The 21,619-nt window shown below is 42.6% G+C and carries 15 protein-coding genes; 1 reads left to right on the top strand and 14 read right to left on the bottom strand.

The features are described 5' to 3' along the window. Nucleotides 1–12: 12 nt before the first annotated feature. The 14 genes from HM131_RS02560 to gltB all read right to left on the bottom strand — a co-directional run bounded on the left by HM131_RS02560 (nucleotide 13) and on the right by gltB (nucleotide 20,108). On the bottom strand, nucleotides 13–588 hold the full coding sequence (locus HM131_RS02560; protein WP_085027638.1) for a redoxin domain-containing protein: 576 nt from the start codon (nucleotides 586–588) through the stop codon (nucleotides 13–15). 15 nt (nucleotides 589–603) lie between these two features. Then, nucleotides 604–1,356 (bottom strand): cytochrome c biogenesis CcdA family protein, encoded by a 753-nt coding sequence (locus HM131_RS02555; protein ID WP_085027636.1) that lies wholly within the window; start codon nucleotides 1,354–1,356, stop codon nucleotides 604–606. Next, complete coding sequence (locus HM131_RS02550) at nucleotides 1,341–1,964, bottom strand: hypothetical protein (protein ID WP_085027634.1); 624 nt, start codon at nucleotides 1,962–1,964, stop codon at nucleotides 1,341–1,343. Before HM131_RS02550 ends, HM131_RS02555 begins: the two co-directional genes overlap by 16 nt. Before the next feature lie 269 nt (nucleotides 1,965–2,233). Then, on the bottom strand, nucleotides 2,234–3,568 hold the full coding sequence (locus tag HM131_RS02545; RefSeq protein WP_085027632.1) for a murein hydrolase activator EnvC family protein: 1,335 nt from the start codon (nucleotides 3,566–3,568) through the stop codon (nucleotides 2,234–2,236). A 54-nt stretch (nucleotides 3,569–3,622) separates the two neighbouring features. After that, nucleotides 3,623–4,516, bottom strand: a complete 894-nt coding sequence (ftsX, locus tag HM131_RS02540; RefSeq protein ID WP_085027630.1) for a permease-like cell division protein FtsX — start codon at nucleotides 4,514–4,516, stop codon at nucleotides 3,623–3,625. Nucleotides 4,517–4,976: 460 nt separating this feature from the next. Beyond that, entirely contained in the window at nucleotides 4,977–5,252 is a 276-nt protein-coding gene (locus HM131_RS02535; RefSeq protein WP_085027629.1) for a hypothetical protein, read from the bottom strand. A 37-nt stretch (nucleotides 5,253–5,289) separates the two neighbouring features. Further along, entirely contained in the window at nucleotides 5,290–6,000 is a 711-nt protein-coding gene (gene cuyB / locus HM131_RS02530; protein ID WP_085027627.1) for a cysteate racemase, read from the bottom strand. Nucleotides 6,001–6,029: 29 nt separating this feature from the next. Continuing rightward, complete coding sequence (locus HM131_RS02525) at nucleotides 6,030–7,577, bottom strand: Mur ligase family protein (RefSeq protein WP_085027625.1); 1,548 nt, start codon at nucleotides 7,575–7,577, stop codon at nucleotides 6,030–6,032. A 125-nt stretch (nucleotides 7,578–7,702) separates the two neighbouring features. Then, nucleotides 7,703–8,890, bottom strand: a complete 1,188-nt coding sequence (locus HM131_RS02520; RefSeq protein ID WP_085027623.1) for a carboxylate--amine ligase — start codon at nucleotides 8,888–8,890, stop codon at nucleotides 7,703–7,705. Between the two features lie 268 nt (nucleotides 8,891–9,158). Continuing rightward, nucleotides 9,159–9,323: a hypothetical protein gene (locus HM131_RS20550; protein WP_157130745.1), complete on the bottom strand. Its 165-nt coding sequence runs from the start codon at nucleotides 9,321–9,323 to the stop codon at nucleotides 9,159–9,161. 637 nt (nucleotides 9,324–9,960) lie between these two features. Beyond that, entirely contained in the window at nucleotides 9,961–11,391 is a 1,431-nt protein-coding gene (locus HM131_RS02515; RefSeq protein WP_085027621.1) for a dipeptidase, read from the bottom strand. Between the two features lie 426 nt (nucleotides 11,392–11,817). After that, complete coding sequence (locus HM131_RS02510; RefSeq protein ID WP_085027619.1) at nucleotides 11,818–13,866, bottom strand: catalase; 2,049 nt, start codon at nucleotides 13,864–13,866, stop codon at nucleotides 11,818–11,820. A 154-nt stretch (nucleotides 13,867–14,020) separates the two neighbouring features. After that, nucleotides 14,021–15,508, bottom strand: a complete 1,488-nt coding sequence (locus tag HM131_RS02505; protein ID WP_085027617.1) for a glutamate synthase subunit beta — start codon at nucleotides 15,506–15,508, stop codon at nucleotides 14,021–14,023. A 19-nt stretch (nucleotides 15,509–15,527) separates the two neighbouring features. Then, complete coding sequence (gene gltB / locus HM131_RS02500) at nucleotides 15,528–20,108, bottom strand: glutamate synthase large subunit (protein WP_085027615.1); 4,581 nt, start codon at nucleotides 20,106–20,108, stop codon at nucleotides 15,528–15,530. Between the two features lie 382 nt (nucleotides 20,109–20,490). Between gltB and HM131_RS02495 the strand changes: the two genes are divergently transcribed. After that, nucleotides 20,491–21,546, top strand: a complete 1,056-nt coding sequence (locus HM131_RS02495; protein ID WP_085027613.1) for a DmpA family aminopeptidase — start codon at nucleotides 20,491–20,493, stop codon at nucleotides 21,544–21,546. Nucleotides 21,547–21,619 lie beyond the last annotated feature (73 nt).

The following is a 21,619-nucleotide window of genomic DNA, read 5'->3' as shown; positions in this document are numbered from 1 at the left end:
ACGCCTCATTTCTCATAAATCTTCATATCGCTGCATCATCATATCATAGTTCATTGCTCCAAGAACAAAAGATTGCACTTTCCCGTCTTCATCAACAAAGATGGAGGTTGGTACAGGACCGACTTGATACTTACCCATCACTTCAGCCTCGTGATCCAGTAGGATAGGAAAAGTTAATTCTAACTCTTGAACAAAGTTGTTAACATCCCCTCTAGCACTCTCCGTCCCAGTTAGATTAACCGCAAGAATTTCAATGTCTGTTTCATTATATAATTTCTCCATATCGGGCATTTCAGCACGACAAGGGGGGCACCAAGTCGCCCAAAAATTGATCAATACCTTTTGACCACGATAATCCGAAAGCTTAGCCGTTTCTCCATTTAATCGAGTCAACGTAAAATCCGGTGCGTTTTGACCTTTTTTTAAACCAGTTTGTGGAGTTGATTGCGCCTCACCTTCTGCTACCATCTTTGTCCCTGATGATTCTTCCTTTGGAGAAGGATTTTCCTTTGTTTCCTTATCTGTAAAGTCATAGACAGCCCATCCAAATAAGGCTGTAATCCCTAAAATGATGATCCATTTTTTCATATTGATCACTCCTGACTATAAAAGTATCGCCCCTAGATTCGCAAACCACGTGTCTTGAACAAGACGAAGAAGGATATTGGACAAACGGGTTAATTGTCCGGTATATAGAAGCACGCCCATCACGATCATTAAGCTCCCGCCAACCTTCATAATAATAGAACTATATCTTACAATGGCACGTGTAGAACTGATAAACCAGCTGAAAAGTAAAAAAGGGATGGCAAAGCCAATCACATAGGCAACCGTGTACAGCAGCCCTTTAGCCGGTTCATTAGCAGCGAGCACAAGGACGGAGGCAAAAATTGGCCCGATACAAGGTGTCCAGCCAGCCGCAAAGCCCATACCTACGAAAACCGTACCCGCGTAACCGAGAGAAGATTTTGGCTTGACCTTCATTCGTTTTTCACGCATCAGCCATTTAAAATTAATCCATCCACCTATAAACAACCCCATAACAATGATAAAAATACCTGCAATTCTCTGTATGAAGTCTCCAGTATTTCCTGTAAACAAACCTTTTAACAAGTTTCCGAGCATAGAAGCTCCAAGACCAAGGCTGATGAAAATTAATCCGATTCCAAACAGAAAAAATATGGAATGAAGAAGCAGTTTTCTCCTTACATTCAGGCTTTTATCCCCTTGAATCTCTTTTACGCTCATCCCCGTTATGTAAGATAAATAAGCAGGAAAAATCGGTAACGTACAAGGAGATAAAAAGGAAATGACCCCCGCCCCTAGTGCGAGCCATAAAGTTACGTCTGATCCCATTTAGAATTCCTCCTTTTCTTTAAGATGAATATGAACGAAAACAGTGTAAGGAATAAATAGAATCCTTTGTGCACTCGAATCCCCATGACGGCTGGGACTTCCAAAGTGAAAGAAAGGACGGTGGCTATAGACATTCCGACAAATAACATTTCACGCCAGAATTCATTAATAAGTAAAGCACTGAGATAAAGACAAAACCATAAACCCATTTCTAAGAGTACTCCCTCATTAAATACAGAAAGGTTAATAAGGTAGAAAAAAAACGAAGATCCCGTCACTATCATCAAAAGGTCATAATGAAAGCTTTCTTTATTTTTATTCTTTATATATTCCTTTTGATAGAAAAATACCATCACTACACATGCTAGATAGAATTCGAATGTACCACTTGGATAAGCGAGTAAGGCCAAAGGATACTCAAAGACCATCGGAAACTTCGTCACAAATTTCATTAAAAACATGACAACTACAAAACTCGTAAGCAGGGATAGGAAAGTCGAAACCCTGTCTTTTTTAACTTTGGAAAACTGATGAGAAGCAAAATAATAAATAACGATTCCTGCAACAAAGGCTATACCTCTAGCCATTATGTAAGGAGGAAGATTCATACCTGTCACCTCTAATAGAAATTTTATCAGTTGAATATGAAAATTAGATGAATGTAAACAATGTTTCAATGGATATAAGCAGGTTTCTGAATGCCTTTATTCCATCTATATAACTGCTTCTTCAAAGAATAAGTGAGGCAGACTCAAGAATACTCCTGACTTTCTATTCGCTACGGATGATGGTGGGGACACAGGTGGAATTTTATATCGATACAATTGGTAAATAAAAAACACTCTGACTATCAAAGTCAGAGTGTTTTACTTTTACTTTAAGGCAAGTATTTACGAGGGTTTACAGAATTCGAACGGCTTCCATTCCATGAACCTTCGTGAATTTCGAAGTGCAAGTGCTGTCCAGTGGAATCACCCGTGCTTCCCATGTAACCTAATAATGTGCCTTCAGATACCGATTGGCCGGAAGATACCTTCGGCGTACCTCTCATGTGTGCATAAAGGGTTGTAAAGGTTTGTCCATTGATCTGGTGAGAAATAAATACAACGTTCCCGTAACTGGAAGAATAATAGGCACGGATAACAGTTCCATCCGCTGCTGCTCTGATCGGAATCGTACCGCCAGCAGCTAAGTCAATCCCAGAGTGTAGACGGGTGTCACCAGTGATCGGGTGTACACGAGTTCCGTATTCTGATGTAGCTGGAGCACTCGCAGGCCAGCTAAACAATGATCCACTGCTGGATGACTGAGAAGAGCTGCTGCTTGAACTGTCGTCTGAGCTTGATGTACTAGCAGCTTCAGCTTTGGATTCTGATTGTGACTCTTCGCGAGCAGCTTTTTCAGCTGCCGCTTTTCTTGCAGCTTCTTTTCTCGCTGCTTCTTCAGCTGCTTTACGCTGACGTTCAATTTCTTTCTTGATGGCAGCTTCTTGAGCTGCTAACGTCGCTTGCTCTTCTTGGATATCCATTTTGTGGTTATGAAGTTCTTCTTCTTCTTGCTCAAGAGAACTTAAAAGATTATTCTTTTTAGCTTTTTTACTATCTAGCTCTTTTTTCAAAGTTTCAAGTTCTGCTAGTTTATCTTCTAAGGAAGCTAATTCTTCTTCCACTTGCGCTTTTTTCTTTTCAACAGCTTCTTTATCAGCTTTGTGCTGCTCAAGAAGTTCTTTATCTTGTTCAGCGATTGTATTGAGGCTCATGACACGTTCAAGGAAGTTTCCGAAGCTCTCTGCTCCCATCAAGACATCTATGTAATCAATGGCTCCCCCATTTTGATACATGGACTTGACACGATCCTTCAACAATTCGTCTCTCTCTGCAATTCGCTCTTCAAGGGCTTTAATTTCACCTTTAAGCTCTTCAATATTCTGGCGGGTTTCTTCAATTTCATTTTCTTTTGTTGCAATCTTGTCAGTGGCATCATTGATTTGTTTAGTTAAACGTTCAATTTCTGCACTGACTCGTTCTTGATCTTCTTTAATCTCAGCAATTTCTTGCTCTGTTTCCTGCTTCTTTTCTTCAGCTGCTGACTGCTTGTCCTTGTTTTCACTTAACTTGTCCTTTAAGTCATTAGCAAAAACAGGCCCCGCAGTCAACAGCCCAGAAAGTCCAAGGCTGACGGTCAAAACGGCCACTAAAACTTTAAACTTCAATCGTTCTTCCTCCCCCAACTCAAAAGTTACTTTTCTCTATATAAGCTCTGAACCTTATACTTTCAAATACTTTCTGATTGACGTAAAACTTCCCCATAAACCGATGATGACTCCCATAAGGATGAGAATTCCGGAAACTTCAAATACGAACGGATAAACCGGCAGTAAATCTATAAACAAAGTCGGATAGCGAGTTGTAATTTCTGTGTAAAGGTAGTCATATCCGAATACAACTAAACCAATCGGGATAATGGCGCCTAATATACCAATCAATATGCCTTCAAACAAGAATGGCCATCGAATAAACCAATTCGTCGCACCGACCATTTTCATGATCTCTATCTCTCTTCTGCGTGCTACAATCGTAATACGAATCGTATTGGCAATTAAAAACATCGCCGTAAATAACAAGCCGGCAATGATGGCAAGACCAACGTTTCTAGCCATATCCATCACATTAAATAGACGTTCTACAGTCTCTTTCGCATATTCTACTTTTTCAACATGTTCAAAATCTTCGATTGATTGAGCGACCTGAATGGTATCCTCGGGATCCTTTGTTTTAACAATGAACACATCATTAAGGGGGTTTTCATCTTTCAAAGACTGAAAGACTTCCCCTTCGTCTCCCATACTATCAATCAGCTGATTCAACCCTTCTTCTTTAGACTGGAACTCCACACTGGAAACGGGTGCTATGTTCCCGAGCTTCTCTTCCAGTTCTTCTTGACCTTGTTGATCTGTTGTTCTGTCAATAAAGACACGGACTTCGACATCTTCTTCGATTTGGGTCCCGATGTCATTTAAGTTAAGGAGTAAGGTGGCAAATACTCCTACTAGCAAAAGGGTAACGGTAACAGCTGAGATAGATGCGATCGACATCCAGCGGTTCCTCGCCAAATTCTTCACGCCTTCTTTACCATGGCGGCCGAAAGTCTTAAACTTCATACTAGACGTCACCTCTTAACTCAACGCCATTGATATCTCTATATTTATTAATCTTTTGGGCGGTTTTCATGGCACTATAAAACACTTTCGTGCGGTAATGCATATTTAATCACTTCCTACTAACACTCATTTTGTAAATCTATGATGTAAAAAGTATGTAGTTTTTGTCGTATGTTGCGATACCTTAATAATTATAACAAAGAAATTCGCTAAATAAAGACAAATTATTATTACATTTGTATTTCATCTATTTACACAATCGTGACAAACCGTGTCGAATTATAGGTTTTTTCGCTATTCCACACGGTTTGTCAAATGTATATACACTAAAATCCTTTATTCCTATTTTTAAGTAGATAACCAAAACTTTCCAGTAGTTTTTGGCTAGTTAGATAAAAAATAAAGAGTGAAAATAAAAAAAGACAATTCACTTCGAATTGTCTCCATTTCATAGATTTATTTAGTTTCTGGCTTTTTTAAGTACTTCAATTTCCCTTTTCAACCTATTGTTCTCTTCCTGAATGGTTTCGCATCCAGGGGTTTTTAGCGGTAACAAATTGATTTCGTACCACGCTTTGCTATTCGCGTCACTAATTTCTGTAGTTTTCCTTACCGTGGCTTGAGGGTAGAATTTGCGCAGTTCTTCGAGTTCTTTATTAGTTAACCGTAACTCTCGATAATACACACCTTCTCCAAAGGACTCAGACAAAAACTCTTTCAGTTCATTTTTTGCCATCAAGAAGCACTCCTTTATACGGTTATCGCACCTTCTCCTAAGACTTTTGATAAACCGTCTCTTTCACGACAACATTTGCCACGACCTCCATCGGATCAAGCAAAGGCGTCGGAAGGTGGTAAGGTTTTAGAACCAACCCAATCTCTGTACATCCGGAGATGATCAAATCCGCCCCATTATCCAGCAGTTCCTGAGAGGCCTCTTTCAATAAATGCAAAGGTTCTCCATCCGTATTGCCGCTTTTTATGCCGTTTTCCCCATAAATGGCGCGCATCACTTTGTCATTTTGACTAAAGGGGGAAGGATAAATAACATCCAAATGATCTAAATACTTTTCAAAAAGTCCAGTCTCTAACGTCCCCGTCGTCGCTAACACACCAATTTTAGATACACCAGGATAATAATCACTGATGTATTTCTTCAATTCCAGAAAAGCATTCAATAACGGAAAAGAAACTTCTTTCTGCACTTCATCAATGAAATAATGCGCAGTCATACACGGAATTAGTGCAACGTCTACATCTAATTCTTCTAAGTTCTTCGCTGCATGAACCATTTCGGGTACGGGATTTTCGCCTCTGCCAGAGATCGCTTCTGTACGGTCAGGTATTTTCGCATTACTGTCTATGATGACACGGAAATGATCCTGGTCTTTGCTTGCGTTCGTAGCTCGAATAATTTTCATATAGCACTCTGCTGTTGCTTCAGGCCCCATTCCACCTAGTATGCCGATGATTTTGTCGTTCATGTAATGCCTCCTTGCAAAAGACCTGGTGATTACAAAATTCCTGCTACTCTGTTTTTCAGAGGCTTAAACAATTTTTCCTCATCCATTTCTGGTCTCGCTTTGTTTAATTGTTCGAGTGCGATTTTTGCTCCTGGGTCCATTCCTTGGCAGCCAGCTAATAACACAACATCATCAGTGTTGACCTCTGATAATGCATGGTGAATCGCATCGTCCAGTTCCTTGTATAAATCAACTTTAATTCCAGCTTCATCCATCATCTCTTGAAATACACGGACTTCTTCTTCCTGAACTTCATCCTTCTCTGTCACATGAGACTGACTTAACGTTGCAATTACTTCTGTCAGACCCAGCTTAGGCGCCCATTCTTTAATGGCCTGAGCGTTCTCTCGATTGACCGTGACTCCTCGACTGCCTCGAATAGCGTAAACGAGTTTTAAGTTCGCATAATCCATTTGCTGAAGAGTACTTAACGTCACATTAATGTTTCCATAGTTGGCAAAGTGATCATCAAGGATCTTAAAGTCCTCTTCAAACACCATTTCAAAGCGACGCTCGACTCCGCCAAATGCTTTTAAGCCTTCCTGAATAGTTGGAATCGGTACCTCATTAAGTAACCCGGCCGTGATCGCCACCATAGAATTGTAGACGGAGTGATATCCAGGCGTAGACAAAGCGATATCGAATTCCATTGGCTCATACGTGGTCGCCCCGACAGTAAATGGTTTACGGATTTCTACAGTGAATTTAGCTCTTCCTGTAGAAAGGTCCAAATCCTTACATATCAGGTCTCCGTCACCTGTCTCTACACTGAAGGTAAGCAGCTGGGCTTTGGTTTCATCAACAAGGGAAGCCGAGTATTCATCATCCAAGTTCAATATTGCCCACTTGTCAGGCCCCGCATTGCGGATCAAACTCGCTTTACTATTAAAGTATTCTTCGAACGAGCCATGTAGGTCAATATGTTCTCGACTAATATTATTTAATGTAACAATGTCAAAATCCACACTGCCTACCCGACTGAGATCAAGGGCCGAAGAAGATACTTCCATCGTAACGTGAGAAACATCCTGATCACGCATCTGAGCAAAATAATGGTGAAGATCCAAAGATTCAGGCGTTGTCAGTTTTGTCGGCTCGGAATAGTCACCGAATTTAACGACGACTGTACCTATTAGCCCTGTTTTCAGACCGTGTTGTTCGAGAATGGCATTCGTCATAAAGGAAGTAGACGTCTTACCATTCGTGGCTGTAATTCCAATCGTTTTAAGTGCCTGGGAAGGGTGGTTATAAAAGGCATCACTCAAAGCTGCCAGTGCTTTACGGCTGTCTGCGACTTGGTATTGAGGAATTTCCTTCCATTCGTCCTGATAATCCTCCACAACAATAGCTACAGCTCCATTAGACACGGCTTCTGCAATATAGGTATGTCCATCGGTTTTGAACCCTTTGATACATACAAAGACATCCCCCGGTTGTACAGACCTTGAATTGTAAGCCAATCCTGTAATGTCTAGATTTTTTTCATTCCATGCTTTAAGCACATGAATGGATTTAAGCAACTCATTTAGTTTAGCCATACCTATCTACCTTCCCTGCAAATATTTAAAACTTGTCCAATAAACAATTTAAATCTAATTTCGACTTATTTTAGCAATTCCTACTACCCTAGCTCAATACTCCCTATTTCAAAGCTTCAAAACAGTCAGCCGCGTTTAAGGACCTTACCTGCTACCAGGCCGACCATCTTCCTGCCAAAGGCAATGGCTGGTTTCGGATCTCTTGTATCCCAAATCGCGTGTGCTTTCGGCCTGAAATAGGATGTTAATACATGCTTCATAGAAAGCTGACCCGTTTTCACATATTCACGAACGGCCAGTAAGTCTTCATAGGCATACCAGAAGACAAGATTTTTATCTTCCTCTACCGCTTTTGGCTCAACAGGGTCACCTGTCAGCTCACGATACATAATGTACGGAATATTAATACCTGTTTTATCAAGTAAACTATTTAAGTTCGTTATCCTAACATTAATTTCAATTAAATAAAAGCGTCCGGTTTCCGCGTCTTTTTTGAATTCTATCTCAGCAAAACCTTTGTAACCAATCCCTTCTAGGAACTTAGCACCAAGCTCGTACAGCTCTGGAACGTATTTTTGCTGTGTGTAGACGGATGCTCCAAAATTGATCGGGAACTGGCGAAGCTTTTGGCATGTCACCCAATGGGTCACTTTGGCGTCTTGATTCAAGTATGCATCAAAGGTGTACATATGATCATCGAAGCCCGGAATGACTCGTTGAATAATCACTTCAATATCTTCTTTTTTAGCTAGATTGACTTTTTCAATCAACTCTTCTTTATTGTAAACTTTAAATAATTTTCTTCTGAATTTAGAGACGAAAGCTGGTGAATCCACCGGCTTAACCAAACATGGGTATTGAATCGACTCTTCTACTTTTTGAACAAAATTTTCATCATCTGCATTCACGGTTTCAGGCACAGCCACCCCGTGTTCAGACGCAAGGGCATGCAAAGTGCCTTTGTCCATTATTTTAGTATAAAGGCCTTGTTCTGTTTGTGGAATAAGGAAATACTCCCGTAATTCATGTAAATGCTCATCAACAAATTCCACGTATGGATCTGCTGTCGGTATAAGCACAGGAGGTACACTTTCTTTCTTCGCATATTCTATTAGGAAAGAGAGAAGCCCTTTAGGGTCTTCCTTATAGTGCGGACCGATCAATCCTTCTGACACATATTTCGATTCTAACCCATAGGCGCCATCCCAAGAATAATCGACTGCCGCTACATGAACCCCGTGTACGCCAAGACAACGAATCGTACTTAATCCTATATAATAATTTGCACCTAATACAACCGCTTTGTTATTCATGAATAAACTCCTTTATCAAACAGCACATCCCATGCAGTTTCATTCAATGTTAATAAATTCGACCAAACTATAAACATATTTATTTTACCATACTCTGTTAAGTAACAAAACGGAGAACATACAGGATAAGAAAAGAGACTCACTAATCACTTTTGTTGGAAATATATGTATGACCTGAGGTGGAATAAAGTGGAACAGAATAATACGCTGTTTGACATCAATCTAAAAAAGGCGGCCTTTCCGGAGAAGGGCCGCCTTTTTTTGGCTATTATGATTTATAGGACTCAGTCAGTTCCATTTCAGAAGTCACTTGTTCCGTTTGAGCGACTGTTTGTTTCATCTTCTTGAAACGGCTCATGATTTTGTCCGCTGCGTATAAAACTAAAAACGTAAGCAGAATCGTTAAACTTATAATATAAAGAGATGTAAGCATAGGCTAGATCTCCTTTCTTCATCATTGATCATTTAGTAAATCCTTGTATATAATATCAAATTTCACCGTTATGTAAATATAAATCCATAAATTCTTTTGAATTTGTTTGTATACTTTAATATTCCAACCTTTACTCCTAATTTAACTATAAAAAAACCGACTCATGATAAGCCGGCTCCCTCTAATTCTTCATTAAATCTCTAGGATCATTTGAGTTCGTAGCCGTAAAAGAGTTAGGGGTAACTGGATAACTCGCTTTCCTGCGGGGTCTCGCCATTTCCAATCCACTCCCGCTCTCATGTGGGATAACGGCCAACCATCAAAAAGTGTCTTACATCAAACCTCATAAATGACAGCTCTCCGGAAAGGCGTTTCCGTTCTCCTACACTAACGTAAGGAGGTCCGGGAAATGGCGAGGCTCCTGTGGGATGAACAATGATAGATAAGACCCCGGAAGACGACAAAGTCTGAAGAGGCTCAGCACTTGCCCACGGAAAGCGAGCGATTTCCCGGACCTCCATATAAAGCAGAGTGTTCAAAGCTTGAACGGAAGAAGGGTGGTTTGATACGAACGATTAAGGTTTAACAGCTCGTTTGCAAAAAAAGAGCACATGCCGAGCGGCACGTACTCTTTTTCTTACTGATTACCAAGCTTCTTCAAATATAAACTTGCTGTTTCCATCCCTTTTATAAAATTCTCAAGGTGAAAATGCTCATTAGGCGCATGCAGATTTTCTGACGGCAGGCCGAAGCCCATTAAGACCACCGGTGCATTCAGAACCCGTGCGAACACTTCTACAATTGGGATCGACCCGCCTTCTTTAGGAAACAGCGGTCGGACTCCGTATACTTCTTCATAGGCATCCGCTGCCGTCTGGATCATAGGGTCATTCGAATCAAGGGCAACTGGGTTTGCTTTAATATACTGTTCCACTTCAACTTGAGCACCCGCTTGCATATGTGCCTCCAAATGCCTCTTAATGGCTTCATAGATGGCTTGTGGATGTTGATCTCCAACCAACCGGCAGCTAATTTTAGCACTGGCTTGACTAGGAACAATCGTCTTCAATCCCTCACCTTGGAACCCTCCGGTTATGCCATTAACCTCCAGAGTTGGACGAATACCCACACGTTCATGGAATGTGAATCCTTCTTCTCCAAACAACGCTTCAAGATCAAGCTCTTGCTTCATTTTCTCTTCATCAAAAGGAATCTGTGCTACTTCCTCCCTTAATGCTTCCGTCACTTCTGGTACACCTTCATAGAATCCATCAACCGCAATTTCCCCATTTTCATGATGAAGTGATTCTAAAATATGGACCAATGCATGAATCGAATTGGGCACGGCACCTCCGTAAGAACCTGAATGAAGGTCTGTATTAGCCGTTTTCACGGTAACTTCCATCGCGAGTGCGCCACGTAAAGAAGTACAGATCGCTGGCTGGCCTTTTTCAATGAAAGAAGTGTCGCTGATCACCACAGCATTGCAGCTCAATTTATCTTGATTGTCATTAATGAATGGCCCCAGGTTAGGACTTGCGATTTCCTCTTCCCCTTCAATGCAAAACTTTACATTGACTGGAAGCTCTCCTTTTTCTTTCATCAAAAGATCAAGAGCCTTAATATGGAGAAAGAGCTGACCTTTATCGTCGGTTGCCCCTCGGGCATAAATTTTACCGTCTCTTATGGTAGGTTCAAATGGTGGAGTCTCCCACAAATCTAAGGGATCTTCTGGTTGTACATCATAGTGACCATAAATAAGGACAGTTGGTTTTCCTTGAGCATGCATCCAGTCAGCGTAGACAATCGGATGGCCTTCCGTTTCAATTACTTCCACATGCTCCATCCCTATCTCTTTTAGAGCGTCAGCCACCCAATCCGCGCCCTTTTGGACGTCCTCTTTATGGGCGGATAAAGAGGAAATGCTTGGGATGGACAAAAAGCTTTTTAACCGTTCTATGAAATCTTCTTTATGTAACTCAATCAATTCTTTCACTTCTCTAACCTCCTTATGCGTATTATATAAATCCGTTTTAGAATATACAAACTGGCAAACAGGCCCAGACATGAGAAAAACTCACCTGATTAAAGGTGAGTTTACTGGATTATAGTAACGAAAGGATAAAGCCAATAACTACAATTAAACCTATGATCATTAAAATCGTACGAATCATACAAACACCCTCTTCTTAAGTGATTTATAGTTCTTTACCTTAATTTAAACACTGCGAAACTATTCATACTTAAATTCGTTCATATTTCCTGTTTTTATGATAAAAAATAATCTCATTCGAGAAGTTCATTTGGCTCCATGAATTTCCCGATTGTGAGATAGCTTCCTTCCAATTCCTGCGTATTTAATATTGGATGAAGAGAGTTGATCAAACAGGTCCCTTTGGAAGCCCGGGGTGGAAAGCTTCCTAGACTTGCGCTTCCCGAAGCCTAACGAAATAAAAGACCACCCAATAGAATGGATGGTCTTCTAAAAATACCTTTATACGAGTTCTCGGCTCCAGTGACGGTGAGCAGCAATTGCCTCTACAAAATCACTTGCGAATGTAGAGGCATCATCTCCTACAACTACCCCTTTATGATCAGTAAAATCATTCTCTTTCAATAACTGCGTGCCTTCAAATGAACCGCCAATTGGCTTGAAGTGTTTAAATGCTTCACTTGCGTAATAGACGGCACTCTGCTTGAATGATTTGTTATTAAGATCTCCACCAGCAATGTACACAGCGTCGAACAAGACAGGGTCTGCCGTTTGGAAAGTATGGTCAATGGCTACTTCTGTACCGTCTTCCCCTTTGAGCTTTCCTTGCTTATTGCTGACAATTTCAGCAGCGACACCTTCTGATTTGAAGGTGTTGAAAATATCATTTAACGCATTGCCTTTGAATCCTTCTCCTACAATGACAGCTACTTTACGGGTCTTAGGTGATTTGACCGTATTTTCCTGACTCAAAGCTGGTGAGGATTTAGTTACATCTGAACCCCCATTAGATGGCGCTTCCAATCCAATGTTATCCGCGAACCCTTTCGCAAGGTCCATGCTGACATTCGCAAACATGTCAACAACTTGCTTTCTGACAGACTCGCTTTCCACTTTACCAAGCTCGAAACTGAAGGCATTGATAATGTGTTGTTTTTCAGGTTCGCTCATGCTGTTCCAGAAAAGCGTCGCCTGAGAGAAATGGTCTTTAAAGCTTTCACTTCGTGCTCTCACTTTACGACCTTCTACTTTCTCATGGTAATGTTCATAACCGCCTTCTTCTTTGCTCGCTGTTTCAGGCGTGTTGTCCCATAGAGAATTTTTGTGGTAGCTTACTGGTCCTTTATTTATCGTGTGTCGACCGTATCCATCACGTTGATTATTATGGAACGGGCAAACCGGACGGTTGATCGGCAGCTCATGGAAGTTAGGACCTCCCAGGCGGATCAGCTGCGTATCTGTATAAGAGAATAAGCGCCCCTGCAGCAGTGGATCATTGGTAAAGTCGATACCTGGAACCACATGCCCTGGGTGGAAAGCTACCTGCTCTGTTTCAGCAAAGACATTGTCTACATTACGATTCAACGTCATTTTACCGATGATTTCTACAGGAACATCTTCTTCCGGCCATAGCTTCGTAGGGTCAAGAACATCAAAATCGAACTTGAACTCATCCTCTTCCGGAATAACCTGGATTCCAAGCTCATACTCCGGATAGTCACCTTCTTCAATAGAATTCCAGAGATCTCCTCGGTGGAAATCCGGGTCTTTCCCATTGATTTTCTGTGCTTCATCCCATACCACGGAGTGAGTTCCAAGTACTGGCTTCCAGTGGAACTTCACAAAGAACGATTCGTCCTGTGCGTTGACCAGTCGGAACGTATGCACCCCGAAGCCTTCCATCATTCGGAAGCTTCGTGGAATCGCACGATCAGACATCGCCCACATGACCATATGAGCAGACTCCTGATTGTTCGCAATAAAATCCCAGAACGTATCATGAGCAGAAGCCGCTTGCGGCATCTCATTGTGTGGTTCAGGCTTCAATGCATGAACGAGATCGGGAAACTTAATGGCATCCTGTATGAAAAATACGGGTATGTTATTTCCTACTAGATCATAGTTACCTTCTTCTGTGTAAAATTTAGTTGCAAAGCCACGTGCGTCCCGCACAGTTTCTGCAGAACCCCTGTTTCCAGCAACGGTTGAGAACCGCACAAACGTTGGTGTTTTCTTTGATGTATCCGTCAAAAAGTCAGCCTTTGTATATTTTTCCATGGATTTATAAAGTTCAAATTCTCCGTGAGCTGCGAATCCCCTGGCATGGACAATACGCTCTGGGATACGTTCGTGGTCAAAGTGGGTCATTTTTTCACGGAAATGAAAATCTTCCATTAACGTAGGACCACGCTCACCTGCTTTTAAAGAAAATTCATCCTCAGCCATTTTTAAGCCCTGGTTCGTTGTCAGCTTCTTTCCTTTATCCTCTACTCGGTCTTTCTCGAGCTGAGCATCTTTTTTGTTCTTATGCTCACGGTTTTGATCGCTCACATGAGTTCCTCCTTTAAAACAATTATTCTTAAATATTAAATTTAAAGTGAACACATGTCTTGTACCACTGTATGACAAAATTTAAACTTTTCTTACAAAATAAACCACCGCCTGAGGAATCCTTTCCTCAGGCGGTGGTTTACTTATCTAATCCTTATGGTAATTGAGTCGTTCCCATCATATAACGGTCACACTCTCTTGCGACTTCGCGTCCTTCGTTGATGGCCCAAACGATCAAGCTTTGACCGCGGCGCATATCGCCGGCAGCAAATACTCCATCAATATTGGTTGTGTATTTGCCGTATTGAGCCGCTACGTTTGTTCTTACCGTTGTTTCGACTCCTAATTTCTCAATTAGATCCTGCTCTGGTCCTGTGAACCCAATCGCAAGCAGGACAAGGTCTGCTGACCACACCTTTTCTGTTCCAGGAATCTCCGTACGTACTTTGTTACCATTCTCATCATAGGAAAGTGATACGTTGACCGTGTGTACTTCTTTTATACGACCGTTCTCATCACCCACGAATTTCTTCGTCATCACGGCATAGGCACGTGGATCGTCACCGAATGCAGCTTCTGCTTCCTTCTGACCGTATTCCACTCTGTGAATGACTGGATATTGCGGCCAAGGATTCACTTCATTATCACGGACGGATCCTTTCTTATCATAGATATCAAATTGAGTCAGACTCTTACAGTTATGTCTCATCGAAGTGGCCATACAATCGGTACCTGTATCTCCTCCTCCGATGACAATGACATCCTTATCTTTTGCACTGATATAGTTTCCATCTTCATGATTGGAATCCAGTAAGCTCTTTGTATTGGAATGAAGGAAATCCATCGCATAGTGGACGCCTTTCAAGTTACGCCCGTCGACTTCAATATTTCGTGGAACGGTAGCACCTCCACAAAGGACCACCGTATCATATTCTTCACGAAGTCTTGATATAGGATAATCACGGCCAACCTCTGTGTTGGTCATGAATTTAATTCCTTCTTCTTTAAGAATGTTCACTCTTCGCTCGACTACGGAATAAGGCAATTTCATTTCAGGGATACCGTATGTGAGGAGACCACCCACACGGTCATTTCTTTCATAGACAGTCACCCAATGTCCCGCTTTGTTCAACTGCGCAGCTGCAGCTAGCCCTGCAGGACCGGATCCGACAACAGCTACCTTTTTACCTGTACGTTTTTCAGGCGGTTCAGGTACTACCCATCCTTCGTCAAAACCTTTTTCAATAATCGAACGCTCCACTGTCCGAATGGCTACAGGAGGTTCATTGATTCCAAGCACACAGGCACCTTCACATGGAGCCGGGCATGCAAAACCTGTAAATTCAGGGAAGTTGTTCATTTCATGTTCTTTTTTCAGAGCTTCTTTCCATTGTCCTCGATAAACGAGGTCATTCCACTCTGGAATTAAATGATATACAGGGCATCCTGTCGTGACGCCGTTGAGCTCCATTCCGGAATGACAAGTAGGAACGCCGCAATCCATGCAGCGCGCCCCTTGTTCTTGCACCTCTTCTTCTGAGAGGGGAACCGTGTAATCTTCCCAGTCTTTCGTTCGTGTTTCAGGATCACGTTCACGCAGTGTCTGGCGTTCGTACTCCATAAATCCAGTAGACTTTCCCATCAGATATCCCCCTTCTGTTTTATTTTACTGTTGCAACCGGTTTGTTTCTTTCTTCGAATGCTGTCATTTCAGCATCGAATTTCTCCAACCCGCTATCTTTCAGGCGTTTGATACGTTCTTGCATAGCCAAGTAATCCCTCGGAATAACACGTACAAATTTAGAGATGTACTCATTCCAGTTATTAAGGATGCGTTGTCCTAATTTACTATTTGTATATTGAACATGCTTTTCAATCATGGCATAAAGCTCTTGAATTTCCTGTGAGTCACTCAGTGCCTGCAGGTGGACGAGTTCTTTATTACACTTCGTTTCAAACGAACGTCCTGTCTCATCAAGTACATAAGCAACTCCTCCGGACATACCGGCAGCGAAGTTACGGCCAGTTCCGCCTAGCACCACTACTTTTCCACCTGTCATATATTCACAGCCATGGTCGCCTACACCTTCAACGACGACGTTTGCTCCACTGTTCCTTACACAGAAACGTTCTCCTGCAAGGCCATTGATATACGCTTCTCCTCCGGAAGCTCCGTAGAAAGATACGTTACCAATAATGGTGTTCTCTTCAGGTACAAACGATGATCTCGGTGATGGATGAACGATGATTTTTCCACCTGAGAGCCCTTTACCGACATAGTCATTGGAATCCCCGACAAGTCTCAAGGTCACTCCTTTAGGAATAAACGCACCAAAGCTTTGCCCTGCTGATCCTTTAAAGGTTAAACGTATAGTATCCTCAGGCAGGCCAGCTTCTCCATACTTACGAGTAATCTCGCTTCCAAGCATTGTCCCCGTTACACGGTGGATATTACGGATCGAACCTGTTCCTTCCACCGGCTCCCCGGTTTCAATCGCATGTTTGCATAGCGGAATAAGCTCCTCGACATCCAAGGTTTTGTCCAACCCATGGTCTTGTTTTCTCGTTGCATAACGGCCATAGTCTGCTGGCACGTCAGGCTGGTAAAGCAGGGCAGACAAGTCTACACCTTTTGCTTTCCAATGGTCGACCGCTTGGTTCGCTTCAAGTACGTCTGTACGGCCAATCATTTCATTGATGGTACGGAAGCCAAGCTCAGCCATCAATTCTCGAGCTTCCTGAGCGATGAAACGCATGAAGTTTTCTAGATGATCGGCTTCACCTGTGAACTTCTTCCTAAGCTCAGGGTCCTGAGTAGCGACACCCACTGGACAAGTGTTTAAGTGACAGACACGCATCATGATACAGCCAAGAACGACAAGCGGTGCTGTAGAAAAGCCATATTCTTCAGCTCCTAGAAGGGCTGCGACAACAACGTCCCGACCTGTCATCATTTTTCCATCCGTTTCAACGACGATACGGTCCCTCAACCGATCGAGTACGAGCGTTTGGTGAGTTTCAGCCAGTCCGATTTCCCAAGGGAGACCGGTATGCTTAATACTCGTCCTCGGCGCTGCGCCTGTTCCGCCGTCATACCCGCTAATCAATACAAGGTCAGCACGGCCTTTGGCTACACCTGCAGCGATGGTTCCTACGCCGACTGCCGACACGAGCTTAACGCTGATGCGAGCTTTCGGATTGGCATTTTTCAGATTGAAAATCAATTCAGCCAAGTCTTCAATGGAATAAATATCGTGGTGCGGAGGTGGAGAAATCAATTCCACTCCTGGTGTTGAGCCACGAACTTCCGCAATCCATGGGTATACTTTCTTACCAGGCAAGTGACCGCCTTCTCCTGGCTTCGCTCCTTGAGCTACCTTAATTTGGATTTCATCCGCATTGACAAGGTAATGGCTGGATACCCCAAATCGTCCTGAAGCTACCTGTTTAATGGAACTGCGCTTGGAGTCTCCATTTTCTTCTGGCGTAAAGCGTCTTGCATCTTCTCCACCTTCCCCTGAGTTGCTTCTGCCGCCAATCCGGTTCATAGCGATCGCTAAAGCTTCGTGAGCTTCTTCACTGATCGATCCGTAGGACATGGCACCGGTTTTGAAGCGACTGCAAATCTCTTCAACAGTTTCTACTTCCTCAACAGGAATTGATGGTCTCTTCTTGAACGAGAGTAACCCTCTTAGAGACTGCAAGTTATGCTTTTCATCTGTCAGCATTTGGGAATACTGTTTGAAAAGCTTGTAATCGTTGCTACGGCACGCGTGCTGCAACGTTGCGATCGTTTGCGGGTTGTACTGGTGATCCTCCCCGTTTTTACGATATTGGAAGTCATCACCGGCTTCGAGTGTGCGGTTTGCTCCGCGATCCTCGCGGTAAGCGACTTCGTGGCGCATTAATACTTCTTTTTCAATAATATCCAGACCAATTCCGCCTAAACGAGAGGCTGTACGGGTAAAGTATTTGTCGATGACATCTTTATGAATGCCGACCGCTTCAAAAATCTGGGCCCCGCGATAACTTTGAATCGTGGAAATTCCCATTTTGGATAGAACTTTGATGATTCCATCAGTAGCAGATTTCACATACGTTTCTACGGCTTGTTCGTGAGATTCTGCTTCCATTTCTCCGCGCTCCAACAAATCACGAAGCGTCTCGTAAGCAAGATACGGATTGATACCTTCCGCACCATAACCAAGCAGCGTAGCGTGGTGATGGACCTCTCTTGCTTCCCCTGTTTCGATCAGCAAGCTAACTTTTGTACGCGTCCCTTTACGGATTAAGTGATGATGCAAACCAGATACCGCTAAAAGAGCCGGAATAGCTGCTTGCTTGCTGCTAACGCCTCTGTCGGATAGAACGAGCAATGTCGTACCTTCTTCAACGGCTTGATCCGCTTCTTCAAACAGGCGGTCCAAAGCTTCTTTCATTTTGCCTTCTTTTGCATCGAACAAAATAGACAATGTTTTCGTTTCAAAGCCAGGCAGAGACTGCTGGCGCAGCTGCTCCAGCTGACGGTTTGTCAAAACTGGGGTTTTCAGACGGATTTGTCTACAGCTCTCTGGCTGAGGATCAACCAGGTTGCCTTCCGCCCCGATGGTAGTTTCGACCATAGTGATCAGTGATTCACGGATCGCATCGATCGGCGGGTTGGTTACTTGTGCAAAAAGCTGTTTGAAATAACTGTAGAGAAGCTGAGGCTTCTTAGATAACACAGCAAGCGGTGAGTCATATCCCATTGATCCTACAGGATCTTTCTTACCTGTAACCATAGGCGTCAGAATTTTATTCAATTCTTCAGTGGTGTAACCGAATGCGAGCTGTTGTTCAAGAAGCGGCTCAACCGGACGGTGTTCCTCCTTCGGCTCAGGAAGGTCTTCAAGGTCGAATTTATTTTCTTCAATCCATTCTTTATAAGGCTGTTCTCTCGCGATTTGCAGCTTGATTTCTTCATCAGGAATGATTTTTCCTTCTTCCAAATCGACAAGCAGCATTTTTCCAGGATGCAGACGGTCTTTGTACAAAATATCGTCAGCAAAAATATCCAATGCCCCAACTTCAGACCCTAGAACAATCATGCCATCCTTGGTTACGTAGTAGCGAGCAGGTCTCAGTCCATTACGATCCAGACAAGCTCCGATTTGCTTACCATCCGTGTAGGCAAGAGCAGCCGGGCCGTCCCATGGTTCCATGAGGCAGCTGTGATATTCGTAAAAGTTCTTTTTATCCTCCTGAATCGTATCATCGTTCGACCAAGGCTCAGGCACCATCATCATAGCCGTGTGCGCAAGGGATCGGCCTGATAGATATAGAAATTCAAAGGCGTTATCAAACATAGAGGAGTCACTACCCTGCGAGTCGATCACCGGCAGAAGCTTCTGCAAATCTTCTTCACTGAAGTACTCGGAAGAACAAAGCTCCTGTCTTGCTCGCATCCAGTTAACATTTCCTCTTAATGTATTGAATTCTCCGTTGTGGATCGTAAAGCGGTTCGGGTGAGATCTTTTCCAGCTTGGAAATGTGTTCGTACTAAAACGGGAATGCACTAAAGCGAGGGCCGTTTTAAAGTCAGGGTGGTTCAAATCGATATAAAAGGAATCCAATTGTTCAGGAATCAACATTCCTTTGTAGACAATTGTATTCGTCGATAAGCTGCTGATGTAAAAATCATCGAAACCTTCCATAGTAGAAATCTCTATTTCCGCCCGTTTACGAATAATGTATAAACGTCGTTCAAAATCCATCTGCGTCTTTATGTTATCCGCAGGTGCAATGAAAGCCTGGCGAATAAAAGGCTTCGTTTTCTTTGCATCGTTACCTACGAAAGAATCATTGATCGGCACCGTTCTCCAGCCAAGGAACTTCTGGCCTTCTTCATGAACGACCCTTTCAAAATTCCTCTTGCACTCAAGACGCTTGTCATGATCCTCAGGCATGAAGATCATTCCGATTCCGTATTCTCCGGCCTCAGGTAGCTGAATATCTTCTTTTTCACATTGCTTTTCAAAAAAGTAATGTGGGATTTGAGTCAAAATTCCAGCGCCGTCCCCTGTGCTAACGTCAGCAGACTGGCCGCCACGGTGCTCTAGGTTACAAAGAATAGTAATGGCGTTCTCTACGATACTATGAGACTTCGTGCCATCTATATTGGCGATTACACCTATACCACAAGCTTCATGTTCATTTTCCGGATGATATAAACCTTGTGGCACAGGATATCCGTGTTTTTGCATATTCATTCCCCCTAGCAGTCTTAATCCTTCATGTCAAAATCAGAAATTAAAAAATTCAGTTTTTTCAGTTTCTTACTAGTATAGCATGAAAAAACTGAGGATTCACGCGTTCATGACGCTACATGAGAGGATTTTCACTAAAATGAAACAATTAAAGACAGCCTTCAACTCTTTTACTTCAATCATGTAAGCGCAACCATAAAACATATGAATTTTTTTAAAATTTTTTGTATAAAAACAGATTGATACCTCCTATAAGATAAAATCATAGATTATTTGCATAAAAACGAACATTGATGCATGAACATACATTTTTTAATAGAAGGAAGGACATCTCTTCAGAAACTCAGAAATAATTAAGAAGATATGGAGGGAATAAAAAATGAAACGTATACGAGATTACGGTGTAACCGTCGGCCGGTTAAAAACGGGAGAGCGTAATAAAATTACAGATGTAAAAGGGGTGACGGTCGGTCACCATACTCTAAAAGAAGGAGAGTGTCAGACAGGGGTGACAGCTATTCTTCCTCATCAGGGAAATGTGTTCCGTGAAAAGTTAATAGCATCGAGTCATGTGATCAATGGGTTCGGAAAGACAATGGGAACGATTCAAATGCAGGAGCTTGGCACACTTGAAACTCCTATTGTTTTGACAAATACATTAAGTATAGGAACCGCTGCAGATAGTCTGATTGAATATATGTTAGAACACAATCCCGAGATTGGCAGAACGACAGGAACTGTCAATCCTGTGGTGGGAGAATGCAATGATATGGTACTGAATGATATCCGTGCTCAATTTGTGGATAAAAACCACGTCCGCTCAGCCCTAACCGAAACGACTTCTGACTTTGAAGAGGGCTGCATAGGCGCCGGTGCCGGAATGCTCTGTTATTCTATGAAAGGAGGAATCGGCTCTTCTTCACGCCTGATTGAATTAAGTCACGGCGTATATACATTAGGTGTGTTAGTACTTACCAACTTCGGATTATTGAGTGACTTGAGTGTAAATGGAAAGCCTGTTGGAAGAGAACTAGCCCATCATCTCACTGAGGCAAAAGAAGCACGCGACAAAGGATCGGTCATGGTTATTGTAGCAACGGATTTACCGGTGACTGAACGGCAGCTGAACCGAATCATCAAACGATCGGTGACCGGATTATCACGGACAGGCTCGATGATTACCACGGGAAGCGGTGAAGTGGTCATCGGTTTTTCTACCGCTACCAGAATACCTCATGAACAAACGGGTGCTCTTTTAAAGGCTTCTTTTATTCATGAGGAAGAGATTGATGAGGCGTTCCGGGCAATCAGTGAGGCGACAGAGGAAGCTGTGCTTAATTCAATGGTTACCGCAACTCCAACCATTGGAAGAGATAGAAATGAACGTCCAACGCTTCCTCATTTACTAGAAAAATATCAGGTGTCTCTGACGTAATGGTGTCTTAGAGAAATACTCAAATTCAAGTTTATTCACTATTTTAAGGAATTCTGTTTCCGTTATCGATTTC

Origin of the sequence: Halobacillus mangrovi, assembly GCF_002097535.1 — a bacterium.
In the GTDB taxonomy this organism is placed as follows: Bacteria; Bacillota; Bacilli; order Bacillales; family Halobacillaceae; genus Halobacillus; species Halobacillus mangrovi_A.
Note: the sequence above shows the minus strand (reverse complement) of the source record. Positions and strands in the feature narration are given on the sequence as shown.

Bases quoted from the DNA above. Each gene is read 5' to 3' on its own strand.
- HM131_RS02560 (WP_085027638.1), bottom strand. From the start codon at position 588: ATGAAAAAATGGATCATCATTTTAGGGATTACAGCCTTATTTGGATGG.
- HM131_RS02555 (WP_085027636.1), bottom strand. From the start codon at position 1,356: ATGGGATCAGACGTAACTTTATGGCTCGCACTAGGGGCGGGGGTCATT.
- HM131_RS02550 (WP_085027634.1), bottom strand. From the start codon at position 1,964: ATGAATCTTCCTCCTTACATAATGGCTAGAGGTATAGCCTTTGTTGCA.
- ftsX (WP_085027630.1), bottom strand. From the start codon at position 4,516: ATGAAGTTTAAGACTTTCGGCCGCCATGGTAAAGAAGGCGTGAAGAAT.
- HM131_RS02535 (WP_085027629.1), bottom strand. From the start codon at position 5,252: ATGGCAAAAAATGAACTGAAAGAGTTTTTGTCTGAGTCCTTTGGAGAA.
- cuyB (WP_085027627.1), bottom strand. From the start codon at position 6,000: ATGAACGACAAAATCATCGGCATACTAGGTGGAATGGGGCCTGAAGCA.
- HM131_RS02525 (WP_085027625.1), bottom strand. From the start codon at position 7,577: ATGGCTAAACTAAATGAGTTGCTTAAATCCATTCATGTGCTTAAAGCA.
- HM131_RS02520 (WP_085027623.1), bottom strand. From the start codon at position 8,890: ATGAATAACAAAGCGGTTGTATTAGGTGCAAATTATTATATAGGATTA.
- HM131_RS20550 (WP_157130745.1), bottom strand. From the start codon at position 9,323: ATGCTTACATCTCTTTATATTATAAGTTTAACGATTCTGCTTACGTTT.
- HM131_RS02515 (WP_085027621.1), bottom strand. From the start codon at position 11,391: ATGTCTGGGCCTGTTTGCCAGTTTGTATATTCTAAAACGGATTTATAT.
- HM131_RS02505 (WP_085027617.1), bottom strand. From the start codon at position 15,508: ATGGGAAAGTCTACTGGATTTATGGAGTACGAACGCCAGACACTGCGT.
- gltB (WP_085027615.1), bottom strand. From the start codon at position 20,108: ATGCAAAAACACGGATATCCTGTGCCACAAGGTTTATATCATCCGGAA.
- HM131_RS02495 (WP_085027613.1), top strand. From the start codon at position 20,491: ATGAAACGTATACGAGATTACGGTGTAACCGTCGGCCGGTTAAAAACG.